Source organism: Janthinobacterium longum (assembly GCF_051380735.1).
In the GTDB taxonomy this organism is placed as follows: domain Bacteria; phylum Pseudomonadota; class Gammaproteobacteria; order Burkholderiales; family Burkholderiaceae_D; genus Janthinobacterium.
This window is the reverse complement of sequence record NZ_JBNYXQ010000006.1, coordinates 101,147-120,681: the sequence shown is the minus strand read 5'-3', so window position 1 is coordinate 120,681 and position 19,535 is coordinate 101,147. Positions and strand designations below refer to the sequence as shown.

Annotated in this window: 20 protein-coding genes; 8 read left to right on the top strand and 12 right to left on the bottom strand. The window is 61.1% G+C overall.

Going from position 1 to position 19,535, the window contains the following annotated elements:
* Nucleotides 1-168 precede the first annotated feature (168 nt).
* On the top strand, nucleotides 169-600 hold the full coding sequence (locus ACQ4WM_RS16690; RefSeq protein ID WP_436547797.1) for a chorismate mutase: 432 nt from the start codon (nucleotides 169-171) through the stop codon (nucleotides 598-600).
* 75 nt (nucleotides 601-675) lie between these two features.
* Here ACQ4WM_RS16690 and rpoD read toward each other — a convergent pair whose 3' ends face one another.
* Nucleotides 676-3,222 (bottom strand): RNA polymerase sigma factor RpoD, encoded by a 2,547-nt coding sequence (rpoD, locus tag ACQ4WM_RS16685; protein WP_436547796.1) that lies wholly within the window; start codon nucleotides 3,220-3,222, stop codon nucleotides 676-678.
* A gap of 576 nt (nucleotides 3,223-3,798) precedes the next feature.
* Between rpoD and ACQ4WM_RS16680 the strand changes: the two genes are divergently transcribed.
* Both ACQ4WM_RS16680 and ACQ4WM_RS16675 read left to right on the top strand, forming a co-directional pair.
* Nucleotides 3,799-4,317, top strand: coding sequence for a ProQ/FINO family protein (locus tag ACQ4WM_RS16680; RefSeq protein WP_436547795.1), 519 nt, complete (start codon nucleotides 3,799-3,801; stop codon nucleotides 4,315-4,317).
* 9 nt (nucleotides 4,318-4,326) lie between these two features.
* On the top strand, nucleotides 4,327-4,986 hold the full coding sequence (locus ACQ4WM_RS16675) for a 3'-5' exonuclease (protein ID WP_436547794.1): 660 nt from the start codon (nucleotides 4,327-4,329) through the stop codon (nucleotides 4,984-4,986).
* Here the strand turns inward: ACQ4WM_RS16675 and ACQ4WM_RS16670 are convergent.
* Nucleotides 4,979-5,326, bottom strand: a complete 348-nt coding sequence (locus ACQ4WM_RS16670; protein ID WP_436547793.1) for a DUF4870 domain-containing protein — start codon at nucleotides 5,324-5,326, stop codon at nucleotides 4,979-4,981. The genes ACQ4WM_RS16675 and ACQ4WM_RS16670 overlap by 8 nt on opposite strands.
* 250 nt (nucleotides 5,327-5,576) lie before the next feature.
* Between ACQ4WM_RS16670 and ACQ4WM_RS16665 the strand changes: the two genes are divergently transcribed.
* Both ACQ4WM_RS16665 and ACQ4WM_RS16660 read left to right on the top strand, forming a co-directional pair.
* Nucleotides 5,577-6,266, top strand: a complete 690-nt coding sequence (locus tag ACQ4WM_RS16665; RefSeq protein ID WP_436547792.1) for a c-type cytochrome — start codon at nucleotides 5,577-5,579, stop codon at nucleotides 6,264-6,266.
* Entirely contained in the window at nucleotides 6,263-7,537 is a 1,275-nt protein-coding gene (locus tag ACQ4WM_RS16660; protein ID WP_436547791.1) for a c-type cytochrome, read from the top strand. Before ACQ4WM_RS16665 ends, ACQ4WM_RS16660 begins: the two co-directional genes overlap by 4 nt.
* A 53-nt stretch (nucleotides 7,538-7,590) precedes the next feature.
* Here the strand turns inward: ACQ4WM_RS16660 and ACQ4WM_RS16655 are convergent, their stop codons facing one another.
* Nucleotides 7,591-8,226, bottom strand: a complete 636-nt coding sequence (locus tag ACQ4WM_RS16655; protein WP_436547790.1) for a class I SAM-dependent rRNA methyltransferase — start codon at nucleotides 8,224-8,226, stop codon at nucleotides 7,591-7,593.
* A gap of 166 nt (nucleotides 8,227-8,392) precedes the next feature.
* Between ACQ4WM_RS16655 and ACQ4WM_RS16650 the strand changes: the two genes are divergently transcribed.
* A complete protein-coding gene (locus tag ACQ4WM_RS16650) occupies nucleotides 8,393-9,178 on the top strand; it encodes a head GIN domain-containing protein (RefSeq protein ID WP_436547789.1) in 786 nt (261 codons plus the stop codon).
* Between the two features lie 4 nt (nucleotides 9,179-9,182).
* Here the strand turns inward: ACQ4WM_RS16650 and ACQ4WM_RS16645 are convergent, their stop codons facing one another.
* From ACQ4WM_RS16645 to ACQ4WM_RS16635, 3 genes are read right to left on the bottom strand one after another with little or no spacing between them, the layout of a single operon-like run.
* A complete protein-coding gene (locus tag ACQ4WM_RS16645; protein ID WP_436547788.1) occupies nucleotides 9,183-9,725 on the bottom strand; it encodes a YaeQ family protein in 543 nt (180 codons plus the stop codon).
* A 26-nt stretch (nucleotides 9,726-9,751) separates the two neighbouring features.
* Entirely contained in the window at nucleotides 9,752-10,633 is an 882-nt protein-coding gene (gene purU, locus ACQ4WM_RS16640; protein WP_436547787.1) for a formyltetrahydrofolate deformylase, read from the bottom strand.
* Nucleotides 10,620-10,982, bottom strand: a complete 363-nt coding sequence (locus ACQ4WM_RS16635) for a hypothetical protein (RefSeq protein ID WP_436547786.1) — start codon at nucleotides 10,980-10,982, stop codon at nucleotides 10,620-10,622. Before ACQ4WM_RS16635 ends, purU begins: the two co-directional genes overlap by 14 nt.
* Between ACQ4WM_RS16635 and ACQ4WM_RS16630 the strand changes: the two genes are divergently transcribed.
* Both ACQ4WM_RS16630 and ACQ4WM_RS16625 read left to right on the top strand, forming a co-directional pair.
* Nucleotides 10,981-11,343 (top strand): KGG domain-containing protein, encoded by a 363-nt coding sequence (locus ACQ4WM_RS16630; protein ID WP_436547785.1) that lies wholly within the window; start codon nucleotides 10,981-10,983, stop codon nucleotides 11,341-11,343. The genes ACQ4WM_RS16635 and ACQ4WM_RS16630 overlap by 2 nt on opposite strands.
* Nucleotides 11,344-11,444: 101 nt before the next feature.
* Nucleotides 11,445-11,954, top strand: coding sequence for a YgjP-like metallopeptidase domain-containing protein (locus tag ACQ4WM_RS16625; RefSeq protein WP_436547784.1), 510 nt, complete (start codon nucleotides 11,445-11,447; stop codon nucleotides 11,952-11,954).
* A 159-nt stretch (nucleotides 11,955-12,113) separates the two neighbouring features.
* Here the strand turns inward: ACQ4WM_RS16625 and ACQ4WM_RS16620 are convergent, their stop codons facing one another.
* From ACQ4WM_RS16620 to ACQ4WM_RS16595, 6 genes are all read right to left on the bottom strand, one after another.
* A complete protein-coding gene (locus tag ACQ4WM_RS16620) occupies nucleotides 12,114-12,734 on the bottom strand; it encodes a PEP-CTERM sorting domain-containing protein (RefSeq protein WP_436547783.1) in 621 nt (206 codons plus the stop codon).
* Nucleotides 12,735-13,035: 301 nt separating this feature from the next.
* Nucleotides 13,036-13,581 (bottom strand): LOG family protein, encoded by a 546-nt coding sequence (locus ACQ4WM_RS16615; RefSeq protein ID WP_436547937.1) that lies wholly within the window; start codon nucleotides 13,579-13,581, stop codon nucleotides 13,036-13,038.
* A gap of 10 nt (nucleotides 13,582-13,591) precedes the next feature.
* Entirely contained in the window at nucleotides 13,592-14,365 is a 774-nt protein-coding gene (locus ACQ4WM_RS16610; RefSeq protein ID WP_436547782.1) for a tetratricopeptide repeat protein, read from the bottom strand.
* Nucleotides 14,366-14,379: 14 nt separating this feature from the next.
* Nucleotides 14,380-15,075: a TetR/AcrR family transcriptional regulator gene (locus tag ACQ4WM_RS16605; protein WP_436547781.1), complete on the bottom strand. Its 696-nt coding sequence runs from the start codon at nucleotides 15,073-15,075 to the stop codon at nucleotides 14,380-14,382.
* A 74-nt stretch (nucleotides 15,076-15,149) separates the two neighbouring features.
* Nucleotides 15,150-15,557 (bottom strand): phasin family protein, encoded by a 408-nt coding sequence (locus ACQ4WM_RS16600; protein ID WP_436547780.1) that lies wholly within the window; start codon nucleotides 15,555-15,557, stop codon nucleotides 15,150-15,152.
* 110 nt (nucleotides 15,558-15,667) lie between these two features.
* Nucleotides 15,668-19,291: an EAL domain-containing protein gene (locus tag ACQ4WM_RS16595; protein ID WP_436547779.1), complete on the bottom strand. Its 3,624-nt coding sequence runs from the start codon at nucleotides 19,289-19,291 to the stop codon at nucleotides 15,668-15,670.
* Nucleotides 19,292-19,535: the final 244 nt, after the last annotated feature.

The following is a 19,535-nucleotide window of genomic DNA, read 5'->3' as shown; positions in this document are numbered from 1 at the left end:
GCGCCACACGCAATCCGGACCCACTTGTTGGTTGGCAGTAAAGTCCTGGCATAGTTGCCGATTACGGTCCTGCGTTTATTACATCTTCAGGACCAGGGCTACCTGGAAAAGCCGGTAGACTCGCCCCACCGATGAAGGCAACCGCCCTCATCCCAACCGGAGCGACGCATGCGATTACCCCTTGTGACTGTTTTCCTTCTGCTGACCAATTCAAGCTACTCCCAGGAGCCCGCAGCGGCCCCGTCGGCGCCGCCTGCGCCATGGGGCAGCCCCACGGTCAACAACGGCGCCTGCTGCCAGAGCCTGGACGAAGTGCGCGCCAATATCGACCGCATCGATCACGACATCGTGCGCCTGATGGCAGAGCGTGGCCGCTATGTGCACGAGGCGGCGCGCTTCAAACCAGACCCCACCCACGTCGAAGTGCCGGCACGCGCCGAAGCCGTGGTGCACAAGGCGATGGCATTGGCGCAGCAGAACGGCCTGTCGCCGCAAATTGCCGAAGCGACCTACCGCCCCATGCTGCACGCCTACCTCGACTACGAACAGCAGGTGTTCGCAAAAGCCAGCGCCGCCGGCCAGACACCGTGGAAGAAATAGTGGCCTGACTTTGGCGAGGCGAAAAAAAGGAGGCCAGATTGTGAACTGACCTCCTTTTACTGAATTGCCTGATGCTTAGTTCTGCGTCAGGAACGTTTTCAACTTGTCCGAACGCGAAGGCTGGCGCAGCTTGCTCATGGCTTTCGCTTCGATCTGGCGGATACGCTCGCGCGTGACGTCGAACTGCTTGCCCACTTCTTCCAGCGTGTGGTCGTTCGACATTTCCACGCCATAACGCATGCGCAACACTTTCGCTTCGCGCGGGGTCAGGGAGTCCAGCACTTCCTTGATCACGTTGCGCATCGAGGCGTGCAGCGCGGCGTCCAGCGGGGCCAGCGTCGTGTTGTCTTCGATAAAGTCGCCCAGCTGCGAATCGCCATCTTCACCCATCGGCGTTTCCATGGAAATAGGCTCTTTGGCAATCTTCATGATTTCGCGCACCTTGTTTTCCGGCATTTCCATCTTGACGGCCAGGGTCGCCAGGTCCGGCTCGCTGCCGGTTTCCTGCATGATCTGGCGCGAGATACGGTTCATCTTGTTGATCGTTTCGATCATGTGCACGGGCACGCGGATGGTGCGGGCCATGTCGGCGATCGAACGCGTGATGGCCTGGCGTATCCACCAGGTGGCATAGGTCGAGAACTTGTAGCCGCGACGGTATTCGAACTTGTCGACCGCTTTCAGCAGGCCTATATTGCCTTCCTGGATCAGGTCGAGGAACTGCAGGCCGCGGTTGATGTATTTCTTGGCGATCGAAATCACCAGGCGCAAGTTGGCGACCGTCATTTCACGTTTTGCGTGACGCGCACGTTTTTCGCCGGCGGCCATCTGCTTGTTGATCTTGCGCAGGTCGGCCAGCGGCAAGGCCACGCGGGCTTGCAGGTCGATCATTTTCTTTTGCAGCTCTTTCACGGCCGGCACGTTACGGCTCAGGATGGCGCTGTACGGATACTTGCAATCGACTTCGCGGTCGACCCATTCCAAGTCCGTCTCGTTGCCCGGGAACACCTTGATGAAGTGGGCGCGCGGCATGCCGCATTTGTTCACGCACAGCTCCAGCACGGCGCGCTCGATATGGCGCACTTCTTCCATCTGGCCGCGCAGGGTGTCGCACAGCTTTTCAACCACCTTGGCGGTAAAGCGGATACCCAGCAGTTCCTGCGAAATCGCTTCCTGCGCCTTGACGTAAACTTTCGAGTTGTAGCCTTCGGGCGCCTTGCGCATCTTCTCGTACTGGGCCGAGATGACGTTGAATTTCTCCAGCGCATTCTTTTTCAGCTGCGCCAGCTGTTCGCTCGAGAAACCGGCCGCGCCGCCATTGGCGTCGCCGTCTTCTTCTTCCGCTTCTTCTTCCTCTTCCTCGTCGTCGCCAGTGGCGGCGGCAGGCACCACCACGGCGGCCGGCGCCGGGGCATTGCTTTCGTTCAGGTCGACAAAGCCGTCGACCACCTCATCGACCTTGATCTCGTCACGCGCGATTTTCTGCGACAGGGCGACAATTTCGCCGATGGTGGTCGGGCAGGCGGAAATCGCCTGGATCATGTCTTTCAGGCCGCCTTCGATGCGCTTGGCAATCTCGATCTCGCCTTCGCGCGTCAGCAGCGCCACGGCGCCCATTTCACGCATGTACATGCGCACCGGGTCGGTGGTGCGACCGAAGTCGGAATCGACCGTCGACAGCGCGGTAGCAGCAGCAGCCTCGACTTCGTCGTCGCTGGTGACGGTGGCGACGTTGTCGGTCAACAACAGGCTTTCCGCGTCAGGGGCGCGCTCGTAGACGGCGATGCCCATGTCGTTGAAGGTGGCGATAATGCCCTCGATCGCTTCCGGATCGATGATGTTTTCCGGCAGTTGGTCATTGATCTCGGCATAGGTCAGGAAACCGCGTTCCTTGCCCATGTTGATGAGGCCGGTGATCTGCTTGCGGCGCCGCTCCAGGTCGGCAGCCGACGCTTCCGGATCGCCCAGCGCGTCGGCAACGCCACCCTTGGCCTTGCGGTCGCGCGCTTTCGAGACGGCTTTCAGTTCGGCGCGCTCGACCGCGTTCAGTGCTGCCACTTCGTCGTTTTCCGGCGTAAATTCGCTCGGTTTGCGGCCACGGCGGCCCGGTACCTTGACCGTCGGCAGGAAGTAGTTCGAGGTATCGATGGCGGCCAGGGCGTCGGCGTCGGTGGTCTTGCTGACCACCTGCGTGCCGCTGATGATGGTGACGGGTGCCGGTTCAACCTTGGCGCGCACGACTTTCGAGCGGGCGGCCGTCACCACCTTGTTGGTGGCGGCGCTTTCGCTGACCTTGCGCGGCGCGGCAGCCGCTTTCACGGCCGGCGCGATTTTTTCGCCCGGCACTTTGGCCGGCGCAACGTCGGCGGTAGCGCTCACTTGCGCTGGCAGCTCGGCAGCCAGTGGTGTTTCCGCAGCAACATCAAGAGGCGGCACGGCGGCCAGGCGCGAACGGCTCTTCTTGACGACCGTCACCACGGTCGGCGTGACCACGGTCGCTTCCGGATTCGCTTGCGCATTATCGATGAAGTAAGATAGAGTCGTTTTTGGAACGGCTAGTTGCGCGGAGGCCGGGCGTGGCGCCTTGACAGACAACGTTAAAGTTTTTGGCGTATTCTTCATGAGATATCTCTTAATGCGAGACCAGATGGTGTCGGCGCGAAGTGAATGATTCCACCTAAGCCTGCGAAACCGGACTCGATGGAGCGTATTGTTGCGGCTGCCGTCTAGCGGCAGCGGCGCCTGGGTATCGGAACGTTCAAAGCCCGCGCGTCCTGCAACAGCGGCGGGACGGACGGCGAGGCCGAAGCCAGGTCAGATAAACAAGCGATGTACATTGCGGAATGAAAAAAAGCCCGTACCAGAACGGGCTTGTTGTTGTTCAGTGAAGACACAGCGGAGAGCAAGATCATGGATGAATGCCGATAAGCCGGATATGACAAGCACACTATCTGCTGCCAACCGGCCAGATATCAAGGCCACCATGGACTGCTCTTATCCTCTGTGCATCTGATTTGCTCCGTAAAAAACCCGGCGCAGTCATCAGCGCAAGCCGACATTATACACATTTAACCATTTTTGCGCTTGTCTTCATTACGAGGATGCATGTCAAATGCGTCCCAAGTTGCCAAAAAAGACAATGCACTCGCCTGTGGCGCGTGCTATGCTCCCCTTTTATAGCCTAACCCCACGATGTCGATGACCAGCTCCACGCCAGACCAGCAAGCCACCACTCCTGACACGCAAGCGGACGCAGCAGCACCTGCGCCTGTACCGGAGGCTGTAACAGCAGCCCCGACAGCCGCACCGGCGCCGGCCGCCCTGACGGCGCGTGCGCTGCTCAAGCAGTTCCAGGAACAATTCCCGCCGTTCCGCGATTGCCTGCCCTTGTCGATCGGTATCGACAAACAGATCCTGGCCCGCCTGCCGGACCTGGACCGCAAGCTGATGCGTACGGCGCTCGGTATCCACACCGGTTCGCTGCGCTACCTGCGCGTGATGGAAAAAGCCAAGGTGCGCTACGACCTCGACGGCAAGGCCGGCGCGGAAGTCACCGCCACCCACCGCGAACACGCCACGCAAGTATTGCAGCAGCGCTTCAAGAAAGAAGCCGATCGCAAGAAGGCCGAGCGCGAAGCGGCTGCAGCCGAAGAAGCCAATCGCCTGCGTCTGGAAAAGCTCAATTTGCTGACCGCGAAGTTCTCGCGCAAAGGTTGATCCGGCTTCATGGATAACGCCTGCGCGCCACTGCAGCCGCCAGCTCCCGCCTTGCCGCCCTACCAGGGCATCCGCCTCGAAGACGTGCGCCTGGTGCGCACCGCCGACGAAGCGCAGGCTGCCATGGCGGCCTTGCTGGCGACCGACGCGATCGGTTTCGACACCGAATCGAAGCCGACCTTCGTCAAGGGCGAATCGTCGACCGGGCCGCACCTGATCCAGCTGGCCACCGACGACATCGCATATCTGTTCCAAGTGGGGTCGCAGGCAACGCCGGCCCTGGCGGAGCTGAAAGCCATCCTTGAATCGACCAGCACCTTGAAAGTCGGTTTCGGCCTGTCCGACGACGTCAAGCGCTTGCGCAACAAGCTGGGCATTGCGCCAGCCGGCGTGCTCGACCTGTCAGTGGCCCTGCGTGGCGGCCAGCGCAACGACCTGGGCGCCAAGACGGCGGTGGCGAAGTTCTTCGGCCTGCATCTGCAAAAGTCGAAAAAAATCTCCACCACCAACTGGGCTTCGGCCCGCCTGTCAGACAAGCAGATCCTGTACGCGGCCGACGACGCGCAGGTGGCCCTGCGCGTGTACCGCCGCTGGATTGCCACCGGTGGCAAGGTGACGCCGCAAAAAATGCCGCGCGCCACGCTGCCGCCGGCAGAAGCTGTCAGTTGATCAGGCGGATGGTCAGCGGGTAACGGTAGACGGTGCCTTCGCTGGCCTTGACAGCGGCAACAATCGACAACACCAGGTTACCCAGTGCAACCAGCCAGAACATGAACAGGCCGATCAGCACGAAGGACAGGATAAAACACACGAAATACCACAGCAGCAAGGTGATCTGAAAGTTCAGCGCCTCGCGCGCATTGTCGGTCGAAAATTTATCCCCGTTGCCCTTTTTGATCAGGAAAATGATCAGCGGTCCGACCCAACTGGTAAACAAACCGGCGATATGCGACAGGATGCCCATCGTCGTATCCTGCTTGTGAAGTACGTCACCTTGCGAGCTGTCCATTGCCATTCCCATTCATAGTTATAGATCCATCAATATAGCAGCAATATTGCTTTTTGGAACAACCAAGAGCCGCTTTTGCCCCCTGTTTCCGGCATTATTTCCAGCCAGCCGAAACAGCATGGTCGAGTCATCCGCTCGCCATGCACTTGCGGCACACTTGATACTATCGCAATCAACGCGCCCGGTATATGCTGGGCAACTCAATCAAGAGCGAGTGGATAATATGCGGCGACCTTTTTCAAGGCTGTGCATGGCGATGGCCAGCCTGGCGAGCACGCTGGCGGTGGCTGCCCCGACGTCGGTGCCCGACACCCTGGCCCAGCGCATCAAGGCCTGCACCGCCTGCCATGCGCAGGAGGAACGCCACGACGCTTTCTTTCCCCGCATCGCCGGCAAGCCGGCCGGCTATCTGTATAACCAGCTGGTCAACTTCCGTGACGGCCGGCGCCGCTACCCGATGATGACCTATATGGTCGAGCACCTGCCGGACGCCTACCTCAAGGAAATCGCCGACTATTTTTCGCAGCAACACCCCGCGCCGCCGCCAAGCCAGGCCAGCACGGCAGGCGCCAGCGCTCTTGCGCGCGGCAGGCAACTGGTGCTTGCCGGCGACAGCGTGAAAAAAATCCCGGCCTGCATCAGTTGCCACGGCCAGCAACTGGCCGGCGTGGCGCCCGCCATCCCGGGTTTGCCGGGCTTGCCGCGCGACTATGTCAACGCCCAGTTTGGCGCCTGGAAGAACGGCGTGCGCCGCGCCCATGCACCCGACTGCATGGCGCTGGTCGCCGCTCGCCTGTCCGACGCCGACGTCGGCGCGGTATCGGCCTGGCTGGGCACGCAGGCGGCCGACGCGAATGCGCGCCCGGCAACCACCATCACCCTGCCCTTGCCACTGCACTGCGGCAGCGTGCCAGGTTCCACCGCCGGGGTAGCATCATGAGAAAGTCGCTGATGGCACTGGCTGTGCTGTTGATCGCGGGCGTGGGCGCAAAAATGCTGCTGTGGCCGGCCGACGATATGGGACCTCCGGCAAAACCGGGCAAGCTCAGCCAGGAGCAGCTGGTCGCGCGTGGCGCCTACCTGGCCAGGGCCGGCGACTGCATGGCCTGCCACACTACCCGTGGCGGGGTGCAATATGCGGGTGGTCGGGCGCTGTCCACGCCGTTCGGCAATGTGATCTCGCCCAATATCACGCCAGACCAGGCGACCGGCATCGGCGCCTGGAGTGCAGATGATTTCTGGCGCGCCATGCACAACGGCAAATCGAAAGATGGCCGCCTGCTGTATCCGGCTTTTCCTTATACCAATTACACCAGGGTAAGGCGCGAAGACAGCGACGCCCTGTACACCTATTTGCAAAGCGTAACGCCGCAGCGGCAGGCCAATCTGCCGCACACGCTGCGCTTTCCCTACAACCAGCAGATCGCGCTGGCGGCCTGGCGCGCGTTGTATTTCAAGCCGGCCGTGTACCAGGATGAGCAGGCGCAAAGCGTGGAGTGGAACCGTGGCGCCTACCTGGTGCAGGGCCTGGGCCACTGCAGCGCCTGCCATAGCAGCCGCACCACCCTCGGCGGCAGCGAAGAAGGCTTATCGGGCGGCCTGATCCCCATGCTGGGCTGGTACGCGCCCTCGCTGACTTCGAACGCGGAAGCGGGCCTGGGCGACTGGGAAACAGAGCATATCGTGGAACTGCTGCACACGGGCGTGTCGCCGCGCGCCACCGTCTTTGGCCCGATGGCCGAGGTGGTGCGGCAAAGCCTGCAACATCTGGAGGTGGCGGACGTGCGGGCCATGGCGGTGTACCTGAAAAGCCTGCCCGATACCCGGCCGCGCGTGCAAGCGGCGCCGCGCGACACCTCGGACGCGGCAACCAGGCAACTGGCGCAAGGCGCCAGGCTGTATGAAACCCACTGCGCCAGTTGCCACCAGGCAGACGGCAAAGGCCTGCCACCCGGCTATCCGCCGCTGGCCGGCAACCGGGCCTTGCTGACGGACTCGCCCGTGAATGCGATTCGCATCGTGCTGAACGGCGGTTTCGCGCCGGGCACGGCCGGCAATCCCCGCCCCTGGGGCATGCCGCCGTACGGCCCGGTATTGAATGATGGGGAAGTGGCGGCCGTGGTCAGCCATCTGCGCGCCAGCTGGGGCAATCATGCGCCGGCGGTGACGGCGCGGGAGGTCAACCGGTATCGCAGCGTGCCATTGGAGTGACAGAGTACGCAACGCAAATCTGGGGTCAGACCCGTCGGGTCTGACCCCGGCCATCAGCGAAACTTGCTTTTGTGGCCAGTCTTCAGGTCCAGCGCATAGCGCACGCCGTTGTCGGTCAGCATGACTTCATCGGGTGGTTCTTCGCCGGCCAGGGCGCCGTCGATCAACAGCAAGCCTTCGCCCTTGCGCAGCAGCTCGTCGCAGCGCTCGTACACATTCGGGCAGCCGGTCGAGGCCATCAGCGATTGCACGATGGCCACTTTCCACGCATCGACGCCACCGGCGTTGAATTCGCAGATCAGATAGCCCTGCGCGCCGCCAAACAACTGCACCACCAGGCCAGGCAGGCCCTCGTCCTCGCCCTTAATCAGTGTCAGGAGCTGGTTCTCGCCTGCTTTCCTGATAGCCGGCAAGCGCTTTTCGATGGCAGCCTTGACCCTGCGCTTGATCAGCGCGTGATCGACCGGCTCGTCTTCCTTGAAACTCCAGATGCGCGCGCGGATCTGCGACTTCGAATTGTAGGCGGCGCGGGCAATGAACTGGCGCGATGAACTTTGCACGATGGCGGTCGAGCCCGGCTTCATTTTTTCCTGCGGCTTGCCTTCGACCTTGTCGATCGCGGAGGCGTAGATCCACGATTGGCCCAGCAGGCTTTTTTCCTTGCCTTGTTTGATGGTAATAATCAACATGTCATTCCAGTGCTCGTTCTATATGCAATACCGGCATGATACCTCATGCCCTCCTGTCGCCACAGCCTGCATTCTGTGCCTTTCAAGGTGCAGTCTGTCGCAGCTTGCTGGGCCAGGTGCGCATGCTGCCTTACCATGCAGCCATATCTTTGAACAAGGAACAGCCATGACACCGATCCTCTTTCCGGCGCGCCGCGCTACCACCGCCGTACTGCTGGCCGCCAGCGTCTTCGCCCTGGCAACGCCTGCCGCGCCAGCCCTGGCGTCACCGATGGACTGGATTGCCGGCAACAGCGTCAAGGGCAGTGGCAAGCTGCAAAAGCAGGTACGCGAAGTGGCCAGTTTCAATGGCGTGGCATTGAACGTGCCGGGTACGGTGGAACTGCGCATCGGCAATACCGACAGCATCACCATTGAAGCGGACGACAATATCCTGCCGCTGATCGAAACGGCGGTGGAAAACGGCACGCTGCGCATCCGCCCGGCCAGGCGCAGCAGCAATCTGCACCCGACCGCCCTGACCATCGTGGTGCATGCGCGCCAGGTCGAGCGGCTCAGCGTGGGTGGCTCGGGCACCATCAACGCCAGCGGCCTGCGCGGCGAAAAACTGCGTTTCGACGTGGGCGGCTCCGGCTCAATCAATGCGAGCCAGCTCGATGCGCGCAACGTGTCGATCGCCATCGGCGGCAGCGGCGACTTCAAGGCCAGCGGCAAGACGGAACAACTGACGGCATCAATCGGCGGCTCCGGCAATATCGATGCTGGCCATCTGGACGCCAAAGACGTACAAGTAAGCATAGGCGGCTCGGGCGAAGCGGAAGTGTGGGCAAAAGAAAACCTGACCATCAGCATCGGCGGCTCGGGCGAGGTCAGCTATTACGGCGACCCGCAGATCAGCCGCAGCATGCGGCGCTCGGGCAGCATCAAGCGCCTCGGCAGCGCCCCCAACTGAACGATCAACGTGCCGGCTTCACCGCTTCGCGCTCGATCAGTACCGTGTTCACGCTGTCGGTAAGCCAGATCTGTCCATCCTGTATCGTGCACTGCAGCTGCATGTTGCGCTGGGCCAGCTTGCTCATGTCCTGCGCCGCATCGGACGGCAGGTTGATGACGGTCAGGTTTTTTGCCCGTTCCAGCTTGTTGGCGATCTGCTTCCACCAGATATGGCTGGTCGCGCCATAGCTGTAGACGATCACCTGCTCGGAGCGCCCGCATGCCTTCAGGATGCGCTTTTCGTCAGGCTGGCCCACTTCAATCCACAATTGGATGGCGCCTGTCAGGTCCTTCTGCCACAAGTCCGGCTCCTCCGTATCAAACAGACCCTTGGTAAAGGTCAGCGCCTCGTCGGCATGGATGGCGAACGCCAGCAGGCGCACCATCATGCGCTCGTCGGTTTCCGACGGATGGCGGGCCAGGGTCAGCGCATGCCCCTGGTAGTAATTGCGGTCCATGTCGGCGATCTGCAGATCGGCTTTGAAGATTGTTGCTTTGAGTGCCATTGTGTCTGGGTCAGGAAAGTTGGAGATCAGCGGAAGACGACGGTCTTGTTGCCATTTTTCAGGATGCGGTGTTCCACGAACCACTTCACGGCACGTGCCAGCACCACGCACTCGACGTCGCGGCCGATCGCCGTCAGCGTTTCGGCATCCATCGCATGGTCGACCCGTTCCACGTCCTGTTCGATGATCGGGCCTTCGTCCAGGTCGCCGGTGACGAAATGGGCCGTCGCGCCGATCAGCTTGACGCCGCGGTGATGCGCCTGCGCATACGGCTTGGCGCCCTTGAAGCTGGGCAGGAAGGAGTGATGGATATTGATCGCGCGGCCGTCCAGCGCCTGGCACAGGCCCGGCGACAGGATCTGCATGTAGCGCGCCAGCACCACCAGGTCGATCTGGTGGGCGTCGAGCAGTTCGACGATCTTCGCTTCCTGCGCCAGCTTGGCCGACTCCGGCGCACCGGCCGCCAGCGGCAGGTGGTGGAAGGGAATATTGTAGCTGGCCGCCAGCTGGTAGAACTCCATGTGGTTCGATACGATGGCGGGAATTTCCACATTCAGCAAGCCGCTCTTGTAGCGGAACAGCAAATCGTTCAGGCAGTGGCCGATCTTTGACACCATCAGCATCACGCGCGGCTTGGCGTGCGCGTCGTGCAGTTGCCCGTGGAACTTGCCACCGAGCTGCATGACCTGCGACAGAGCCTCGAAGTCGGCCCGCAGCACGCTGTCGCTGATGGCCGGATCTTCCAGCGCAAAATGCACGCGCATGAAAAACAGCTGCGACTCCTGGTCGCCGAACTGGGCTGAATCGATGATGTTGCAGCCATGCTCGGCCAGGAAGCCGGACACGCGGTGCACGATGCCGCGCTGGTCCAGGCAGGACAGGGTCAGGATGTATTCAGGATGCGTCATGGTCGCGAAAAAGCAGGTCTGTAAGTAGTCTGTGAGCCTTCGCGACAATCGCGAAGGCGGTGGCGAACGGCGCTGGGCCGCACTGCCGCGAGGCCGGTATTGTCGCACGGCTGGGCCACTTTCCGAGCATATTCCAGAAGGTGCTTGTTCGACGCATCCCTTGATCTGCCGCAAATCCGCCGTTTTTTTTTACGCTTGCGTCGGCCTGCCGGGCCGAAAACACGGCGCCGGTATGGAACTTGCCATCATTCGCAGCGTCTATCTCCTTGCTTGAACTGAACGCGTATCCGGCGCTGCCGGATATTATTTCCACCACTACCGCAAGCACCGACAGCAAGGAGAACAGCATGGCCAGCAAGCAAGGTAATGAAACCGGCAACGAGCAAGACAGCAACCCTGGCAACAGCCAGAAAGGTGGCAGCAAGCGGGGCTTCGCCGCCATGAGCGAAGCACAGCAGCGCGAAATCGCCAGCAAGGGTGGCCAGGCCGCGCACCAGAAAGGCACGGCCCACGAATTCGACTCGGAAGAAGCACGCCGGGCAGGACAAAAAGGGGGTGAGGCCGTCAGCCGCAACCGCGAGCACATGGCCGAGATCGGCCGCAAAGGCGGCGAAAGCCGTCAATCGGCCAATCGCGACAACGACGGTAGCCGCAGCAGGACGCCACAAAAATCGAGCCGGCAAGGCGGCAAGGACGAGGACGAGCGCTGACGCCGAGGCGGCGCCGGCTGGCATGGGCGGGAGTGCCATCGCTGTGACGACCGGCACAGTGTGGTACATTCTCGCCTCGACCGATCCGCCCCCTCCTCCTGATGCCTGCCCTGAAATACCTGAGCGCCTATTCCGAGCAAACGCAATCGCAAGTGCAGCAACTGATCGCTCAGGACAAGCTGGGCGAGGTGCTGACAAAGCGCTATCCGCAAGCGCACGATGTGCGCAACGACAAGGCGCTGTACCAGTACGTGCAAGACCTGAAGAATGAATTCCTGCGCAACGCCGAACCGATCAACAAGGTCGCGTTCGACAGCAAGATCCATGTGATCCAGCATGCGCTGGGCTTGCATACGTCGATTTCCAGGGTGCAGGGCGGCAAGCTGAAAGCCAAGCACGAAATCCGCGTGGCTACCATGTTCAAGGAAGTGCCGCTGGAATTTTTGCGCATGATCGCCGTGCATGAACTGGCGCACGTGAAGGAAAAACAGCACGACAAAGCCTTCTACAAGCTGTGCACTTATATGGAACCGCAGTACCACCAGTATGAATTTGACGTGCGCCTGTATCTGACCCAGCTCGATCTATCCGGCCAGCGCTTGTGGTCGTAAAAAAGGCCGCTTGCAGCTAATGCTGCTAAGTTAGCGCCCCTACCCCACCAGTAAACCTGCAAAACGGATTAAAGGCCCAGTCGCCCGCACAGGCATTTTCTCGGGCTCGCATCTCCGGCCCGCCATTTTACGTTCTTACGCCTTGCGCCTTCAAATAAGTCAGAGCTTGCCGTGCCCAGACGGCATTTTACGGCGGCACATAAAACCCAGCAAACCCAGGCCGGCCAGCAGCATCGCATAAGTGCCAGGCTCGGGCACGGCACTGACACTGGCGCGGATATTATCGACCTGATAAGTGTGCAACAAGCCTTCCTGCCACGAGGCCGACACCAGCTTGCTGAAGCCGGTAAAGGTGTAGTTGCTGAAGCTGTTGTTGAAGTTATTGCTGCTGTCTACGGTGAAAGTCTGGCTGACGGTGCCGCCACCAGCCTTGGTGCCGACGAAGGTCACATCGTAGGCACCGGGCAGCAGGCTGACATAATTGGCCAGGCTGATCTTGTCGAGCGAGAAGGCTGCGCCGTCTGCGCGCGTCATGGTGGTGGTCGAAAGGGCCGCAGCTGTCAGGCCAGCCGAACCGGCGTAGGCGATCGTGTCCTGGCCGGGCGAATTCAAGGCATAAAAAAAGTTATTGTCGAATTTATAGCCCGCTTCGCTGTACGAATCGAACACGGTGGTACCGAAGCCGGAACGCTCCAGCGCGTTGAAAGTGATGACCGGTTGCTGGGCCTGGGCGGCGCCGGCGCCGAACCAGGCAACGAAAGCCGCGCTGCGCAAAATCATCAGATTGTTCAAAATGTTTACCTATGATAAATAAAGCGGCAAGGTCATGGCCGACAACGGGAAATGGCGCCATTGTTGAGGGCGCCGGCAAGGCAGTAAAACGGCACTGCTTGCTTGATAACCGTCAGTAGAACACATTCTTGTCTTGAAATCATTTTAATTTTCAAAATAACATGCCAATGTGCCATTTTTACAACTTTATCCCTGCTGTAGTACGGTGATGATCGCTTGATTTTCCATCAAGAAATAAACGAACCATGCGCTGCGCGGTACATGGCTGGCCTACGGCACAGCGACGCGATCACGGTGCGCAGTCTTTCAGGCGCTGCACCAGCGCGGCCGCATCATCATCGGCATTGAGGAAGGCGGCATGTTGCGGGCGGATAAATCCCTGTTCGCGGCCGTTTTGCACAAAACTGATCAAACCGTCATAAAAATGGTCAACATTAAGCAAACCGATCGGCTTGGCGTGGATGCCCAACTGGGCCCAGGTCAGCATTTCAAACAGTTCTTCAAGGGTGCCGTAACCGCCCGGCATGGCGATAAAAGCGTCGGACAGGCTGGCCATCATGGCCTTGCGCTCATGCATGTCCTTTACCACGAACTGGCGCGTCAGGCCCGTATGGCCCACTTCGCGTTCCACCAGGGCGGTGGGGATCACGCCCGTCACTTCGCCGCCCAGGCGCAGCACTTCATCGGCAATCACGCCCATCAGGCCCACATTGCCGCCGCCATACACGAGCGCGATATTTTCCGACACCAGCACGCGCGCCAGTTCGCGCGCCGCCACCGCATATTGAGGCGAGACGCCGGCATTGGCGCCACAGTACACACATAAAGCCTTGATCACAGGACCCTCATTTCTTCAGTTCATCAATAGCTGCCTCGACTTCAAGGCGCTCTTTCGCATCGACCGCCACGCACTCGGCGGCCTGTTCATACAAGGCCATCGCTTCGGCCAGTTTCTTATTTCCTTCGAGCATGGTCAAGGCACGCGCATATTCGCTGCGCGCAGAGGCCGAGGCGGGGTTCAGGGCCAGCGCCGTCCTGAAGTGCTGAAAACCATCCTCCTTGCTGGCGCCATAGCTGAGGCCACCGATCAGGGCGCCCACCTTGTCGATAATTTCCGTGTGATAGATGCCGAAGGCAATATGCACATCGGCATGCAGCGGCGCCAGGGTCACGGTGCGGTTCAGGCTGTTGCGCACCTTGGCGCCCATGCCCTGCGCGAGCGCCTTGACCACAGAAATGCCCAGTGCATAGCGGCCCAGGCTGTAGGCATGCCAGTAGAAGCCGGCCGGATTGTCTGGCTGCTCTGCCTGCTGGCGTTCGCAGCGCTCGGCCACTTCCTCGAACAGCGCCAGCCTGGCGCTCTCGTCAAGCTCCAGATGGGTGGCGTGCATGCAGGTGGCCTTGTGCGCCACGCTGTAGCCGGGCACGCCCACGGCCAGGCCCAGCTTCGCCGCGCGCTCGAAGTCGCCAGCATGATAGGCAATCCAGGCCTGCACCAGCGCCGCCTGCGCTGGAAACGGCTCGGCGTCGCCTGCATGCAGGCGCTGCCAGGCCGTTTCCAGCGACAAGGGTGTGTAGACATAAGCATTGTCGGGATACGGAAATTGTTTCCAGGCCATCACGGTCTCCTTGATCAAATCACGCTGTCGGTCAGCCGCCCACCGTCTTGCAGTGTAGTCAGGTATTGCTCCGACAGCTTACGGAACAGCAGATGGGTTTCATCGCGCAGATAGGGGCCGATCAGCGACAGCACCTGGTAGCAGCCACGCGCCAGCGCGTCGGACACTGATTGCTGCTCGCTGTACTTGCGCGGATTGCGCACATATTCATACGACAGCCAATAGGTGGCGACAACCACCATATTGGTTGCCATGGCGCCGATTTCCATGTCCGAGGCGACCAGCGACTGCTCGCTGCGCAAGTCTTCGCACAGCTGGGTGGCCACCTTGATCTTGTGCGCGAGGATCAGCTTGAACTGCAGTTCCAGCTTGCGGTTGCGCGACAGCAAGTCGTTCAGGTCGCGGTAGAAAAAGCGGTAGCGCCAGATCAGTTCGAACATCAGGTGCAGGTATAGCCAGACGTCCTCGATATTCGAACGGCGCCCGCTCGGCACCGTCAGTATGCGTTCAATCTCTGCCTCGAACTGGACGAAGATCGAATTGACAATATCGTCCTTGTTGCGGAAGTGGTAGTACAGGTTGCCGGGCGAGATGTTCATCTCTTCCGCAATCACGGTGGTGGTGATATTCGGTTCACCAAACTCGTTAAACAGGCGCAGCGACAATTCCAGGATGCGTTCGCGGGTACGACGTGGTGCTTTTTGTAGCATGGCGGGCAATCTCTCTTTGTTCTGCCCCAAGCATACCACCGAAGATAGCCGCCATGAAACACCGCGCGCCGGGGCTAGGACGTCTTCTTGACCTGCCTGCCGGGCGCTGCAATCTTTTTCTTGGAAGCCACTTTTTTGACGGGCCTGGCGGCGCCGGCCGACAAGCTTGCCACCTGGCGCTGCAGTTCTTCCACCTGTACGCGCAGCGCCGCCAGTGCGGCCTCGGTCGGTACGCCGATAGTCGACAGCGCGCGCGCCACGCGCTCTTCGAACACCTGTTCAAGGCGGTCTTGCGCGGCGCCGCCCGGCATCAAGGCCGCCTCTGCGCCTGGCGGCAATGGTGCGCCGTCATGGGCCAGGCTGGCCAGCACGCGCCCGCCCTCTTCCTGTGCGCGCGCAAACGCACCGAGGCTGGCCTGCCATATCTGCCGCGCCGAGGCCTGCATGCTGTCGGAGGTATCGTGCTTCAATTTTTTTGTCATTGTCCGCTCCCGTGTGATGTAAGGCCTTGCTGTTGATTCTAGAGGCCAGGAACAAATGCGGGTGACTCAATGCGCCGTTCTGTGCGCCAGCACACCCAAAAGCAGGCAGCTCAGGCGGCCGCCTGGCCCGCACCGTGCAGAAGACCATGCAGGCGGAAGCCTTCGCGGATGTTTTCGCGCAGCACCGCACCCTTCCAGGGCTTGGTATAGAAACGGTCGACGGCGCCGCGGTTAATCGCCGCCATGATGGGCGCCAGGTCGGCGTAGGCCGACAGCATGATGCGGAAGGTATTGGGGCACAACTGCTTGACCCGCTCCATGAATTCGGTACCGCTCATGGCCGGCATGCACTGGTCGCACAAAATCACCTGCACCTGGTGGCGCGCCAGGATGTCGAAGCCTTCGGCGGCCGTCTGCGCCGTCAGGATGCGGTAGCCGTCCTGGGCCAGGAAGTCGCTCAGCACGTCGAGCATGAAGACGTCGTCGTCGACGATCAGGAGGGTCTGCTGTTCTTCGTTGCCGGCGTCGCGCGGCGCCTGCAGCAGCTTGCCACCCATCAGCATCTGTTCGAACTCATCCTGGGGTACGGGACGGCTGAAATAATAGCCCTGCATTTCATCGCAGCCATGCCGGCGCAGATAGGCCAGCTGGGCATCGTTTTCCACACCTTCGGCGATTACCTGCAGCTTCATGCTGTGGGCCATGCTGATAATGGCCAGCACGATGGCCGCGTCGTCCGGGTTGCTGGTGACTTCGCGCACAAAGGCGATATCGATCTTGAGTTTGTCGATGGGAAAACGCTTCAAATACGCCAGGCTGGAATAACCGGTGCCGAAATCGTCGATGGAAATCTGCACGCCCAGCGCCTTCAGGTTGCGCAGCACGGTAATGGTTTCCTCGGCGTTTGACATCAATGAGCTTTCCGTCAATTCCAGCTCCAGCAGATCGGGGGCGATATCGTGCTTGCGAATGGCGCGCAACACTTCTTCCTCCAGCCCGCCGACAAAGAACTGGATACCCGACACATTCACCGACAGGTGCACCGGACCGATGCTGCTGGAACACCAGTCGGCGATCGCGCGGCAGGCCTGGTCGATCACCCAGTTGCCAACCCGCACGATCAGTCCGGTTTCCTCCAGCAGCGGAATGAACACGGCCGGCGACACCATGCCGTGGCCGGGGCGGCGCCAGCGTATCAGCACTTCGGCGCCGCTGACACGGCCCGAGCTGATGTGCACCTTGGGCTGGAAGAACAGCACGAATTCGTCGTTGTTGATGGCGCGCCGCAGGGCGTTTTCCATGTCCAGGCGGGCCATCGACTGGGCGTTCATTTCGGCTGTAAAGAAACGGAAGGCGTCGCGCCCCGCTTCCTTGGCGCGGTACATGGCCGTGTCGGCGTACTGGATCAGCGTGTCGGCGTCAGTCGCGTCGTCGGGAAAAACGGCGATGCCGATGCTGACCGTGACCGTCACCTCATGGCCATGCAGGTCGAACGGCTTGCGCATCGCTTCACGGATCTTGTCGACCACCGCCACCGAATGCTGGGCGCCATCGGGCAGTATCAAAATGGCGGCGAACTCGTCGCCACCGAAGCGGCCGATGGTGTCGCGCACGCGCAGGCAATCGACCAGGCGGCTGGAAAACTGGCGCAGCAGTTCGTCGCCGATGGTGTGGCCCAGGGTGTCGTTGACGTTCTTGAAGCGGTCGATATCTAGAAACAGCACCGCCACGTACCATTCATGCTCCTGCGCCTGGATCAGCGCGTGCGTGAGCGAATCGTAGAACTGGCTGCGGTTGGGCAGGCCCGTTAGCGTATCGAAATGGGCCAGTTTCAGCAGGCGCTGCTCGGTTTCCTTGCGTTCGGTGATGTCGCGCGCCACCGCTACCAGGATCCAGCTCTGGCCCGAGCGCAGGGTGCGCCGCTGCACTTCGACCGACAGCGGCGAGCCGTCCTTGCGGTGCAGCTGCAGTTCGGCCATCGGCGCCCCCTGGTCGCCGGCCAGCAGTTTGTCATACAGCTCGCCCAGCTGCGACGGGCCGTCGTACGCGCGGCCGGGGCCCACCTGCAGGAAGTCTTCGCGCTCGAAGCCCAGCATGCGGCAGGCCGTCTGGTTGACGTCGACAAAGCAGGCGACGGCGCGGTCGATCAGGAAGATGGCGTCGGCGGTAGCGTCCATCGCCAGGCGGAAGCGGCGCAGGTCTTCGTCGAGGCGGATGCGGGCCGCCATGTCGAGGGTCAGTTGTTCGTGATGGCGCTTGATTTCGTCGTACAGCAGCAGATTGTCGTAGGCCACCGCGATCTGCGCGGCCACCGTGGCGGCGACGCGCTCGTCGACTTCGGAAAACTCGTGCGCGCCCAATTTATCAACCAGGTACAGCCAGCCATGCACGCGCTCGCGCGAGGCGATCGCCACGCCGAGAAAGGAATGCACGGGCGGATGCGTGTCGGGCAGGCCCAGCGCGGCGGGGTCGCCTTCCAGGCCATTGACGCGATACGGTGGTGGCAGTTCCAGCAAACGCGACAGCACGCCCATGCGCGGTGCGGTGGCGATGTCCCCGATGTTTTCTTCTGCGCCGCACGAGGAAAAATAACTGAGCTTGTCGGCCCCTTCCTCCAGCACGCCGATGCAGGCATAGCGCGCCACGCAGATATTCTGCGCCACCTTGCAGCCGGCCGCGATCAGCGCGCGCGGATCGCGTTCGGCACCCAGGTCCATGCCCAGTTCGATCAGGGAAGTCAGGCGCAGGCTGACCGCCTGCAGGCTGGACAAGGAACGCGACAGGCGCTCGCTCATGATCGCCAGGTCTTCCGGCACGGGTGCCGCGCCATCGCTGGCCAGCTGCGAGATCTGCTTGCTGCTCGATTCGAGTTCGTCGAGGTAGCCGCTGACATGCTGTTCGATGCCGGCCAGCTTGCTCGGCTCGGCCGCGTCGGCCAGCCGCGCCTTGCTGCTGTCGAGTGGCGCCGGCACCACCAGGCCCAGCGCTTCGTTGACTGTGCGCACGATCACTTCGGGGTCGGACGGCTTTGGCAACACCCAGCGCACGCCGCAGGCTTGCGCCAGCAGGATGGCTTCCTGTTCACGGTAGGTAGCCGTGTAGAAAATGATGGGCACGTCGGCCAGCGCGGGGTTTTCATGCACGCGCGTGACGAATTCATAGCCATCCATATTGGGCATAAGGATGTCGGAGATGATCAGGTCCGGCCGCTCGGTACGCATTATTTCGAGCCCCTCGGCGCCATTCGCCGCTTCCAGCAGGCGATGGCCGCTGTAGCCCAGCAGTGCTGTCAGGAACTCGCGGTTGAGCACATGATCGTCAACAATCAGAATAGTGGAAATGTCGTTTTTAGCTGGCGTCGACGGCGCCCCGGGTAAAAAAGATTCCAGCTCCGCCACGAACAGGTCCGGTTCGATCGGCTTGCCGATATAGCCGTTGAAGCCCGCTTCAAGCAGGCGCTCGCGGTCACCCACCATCGCCAGCGCGGTGACGGCCAGCGCGGGAATCTTGCGCAGTACCGGGTCCTTCTTCAGTTCAGCCACCACGCCGTAGCCATCGAGCTTGGGCAAATGCACATCGCAGATGATCAGGTCAGGCACTTCGCTGCGCGCCATGCGCACGCCCTCCTCGCCATCGTAGGCAGCCAGCGGCGTGTAGCCGAAGGCACGCAGCAGATACACCATCAATTCCATATTGGTGGCGTTATCTTCAATAATCAGGATACGTGCGGACAATTGGCACTCCCACCCAGGTAACGTTTCACTATAAATACCCCCAAGCCCGCCTGTCGTCCGTGCGCTCTTGCGCACAACGCCAATTTGCGTGACACATTGATCCTACAACAGCGCGCGGATATCCCCGGAATTATTCGACAGGCACCGCCTCCAGCCGCCCCATCGGCCGCTACGCCACCTGTCAGCTTAAACCAGTACGCACCTGGAAAACAGTAATTTATGAGCGAAACGCTATTAAAATTTG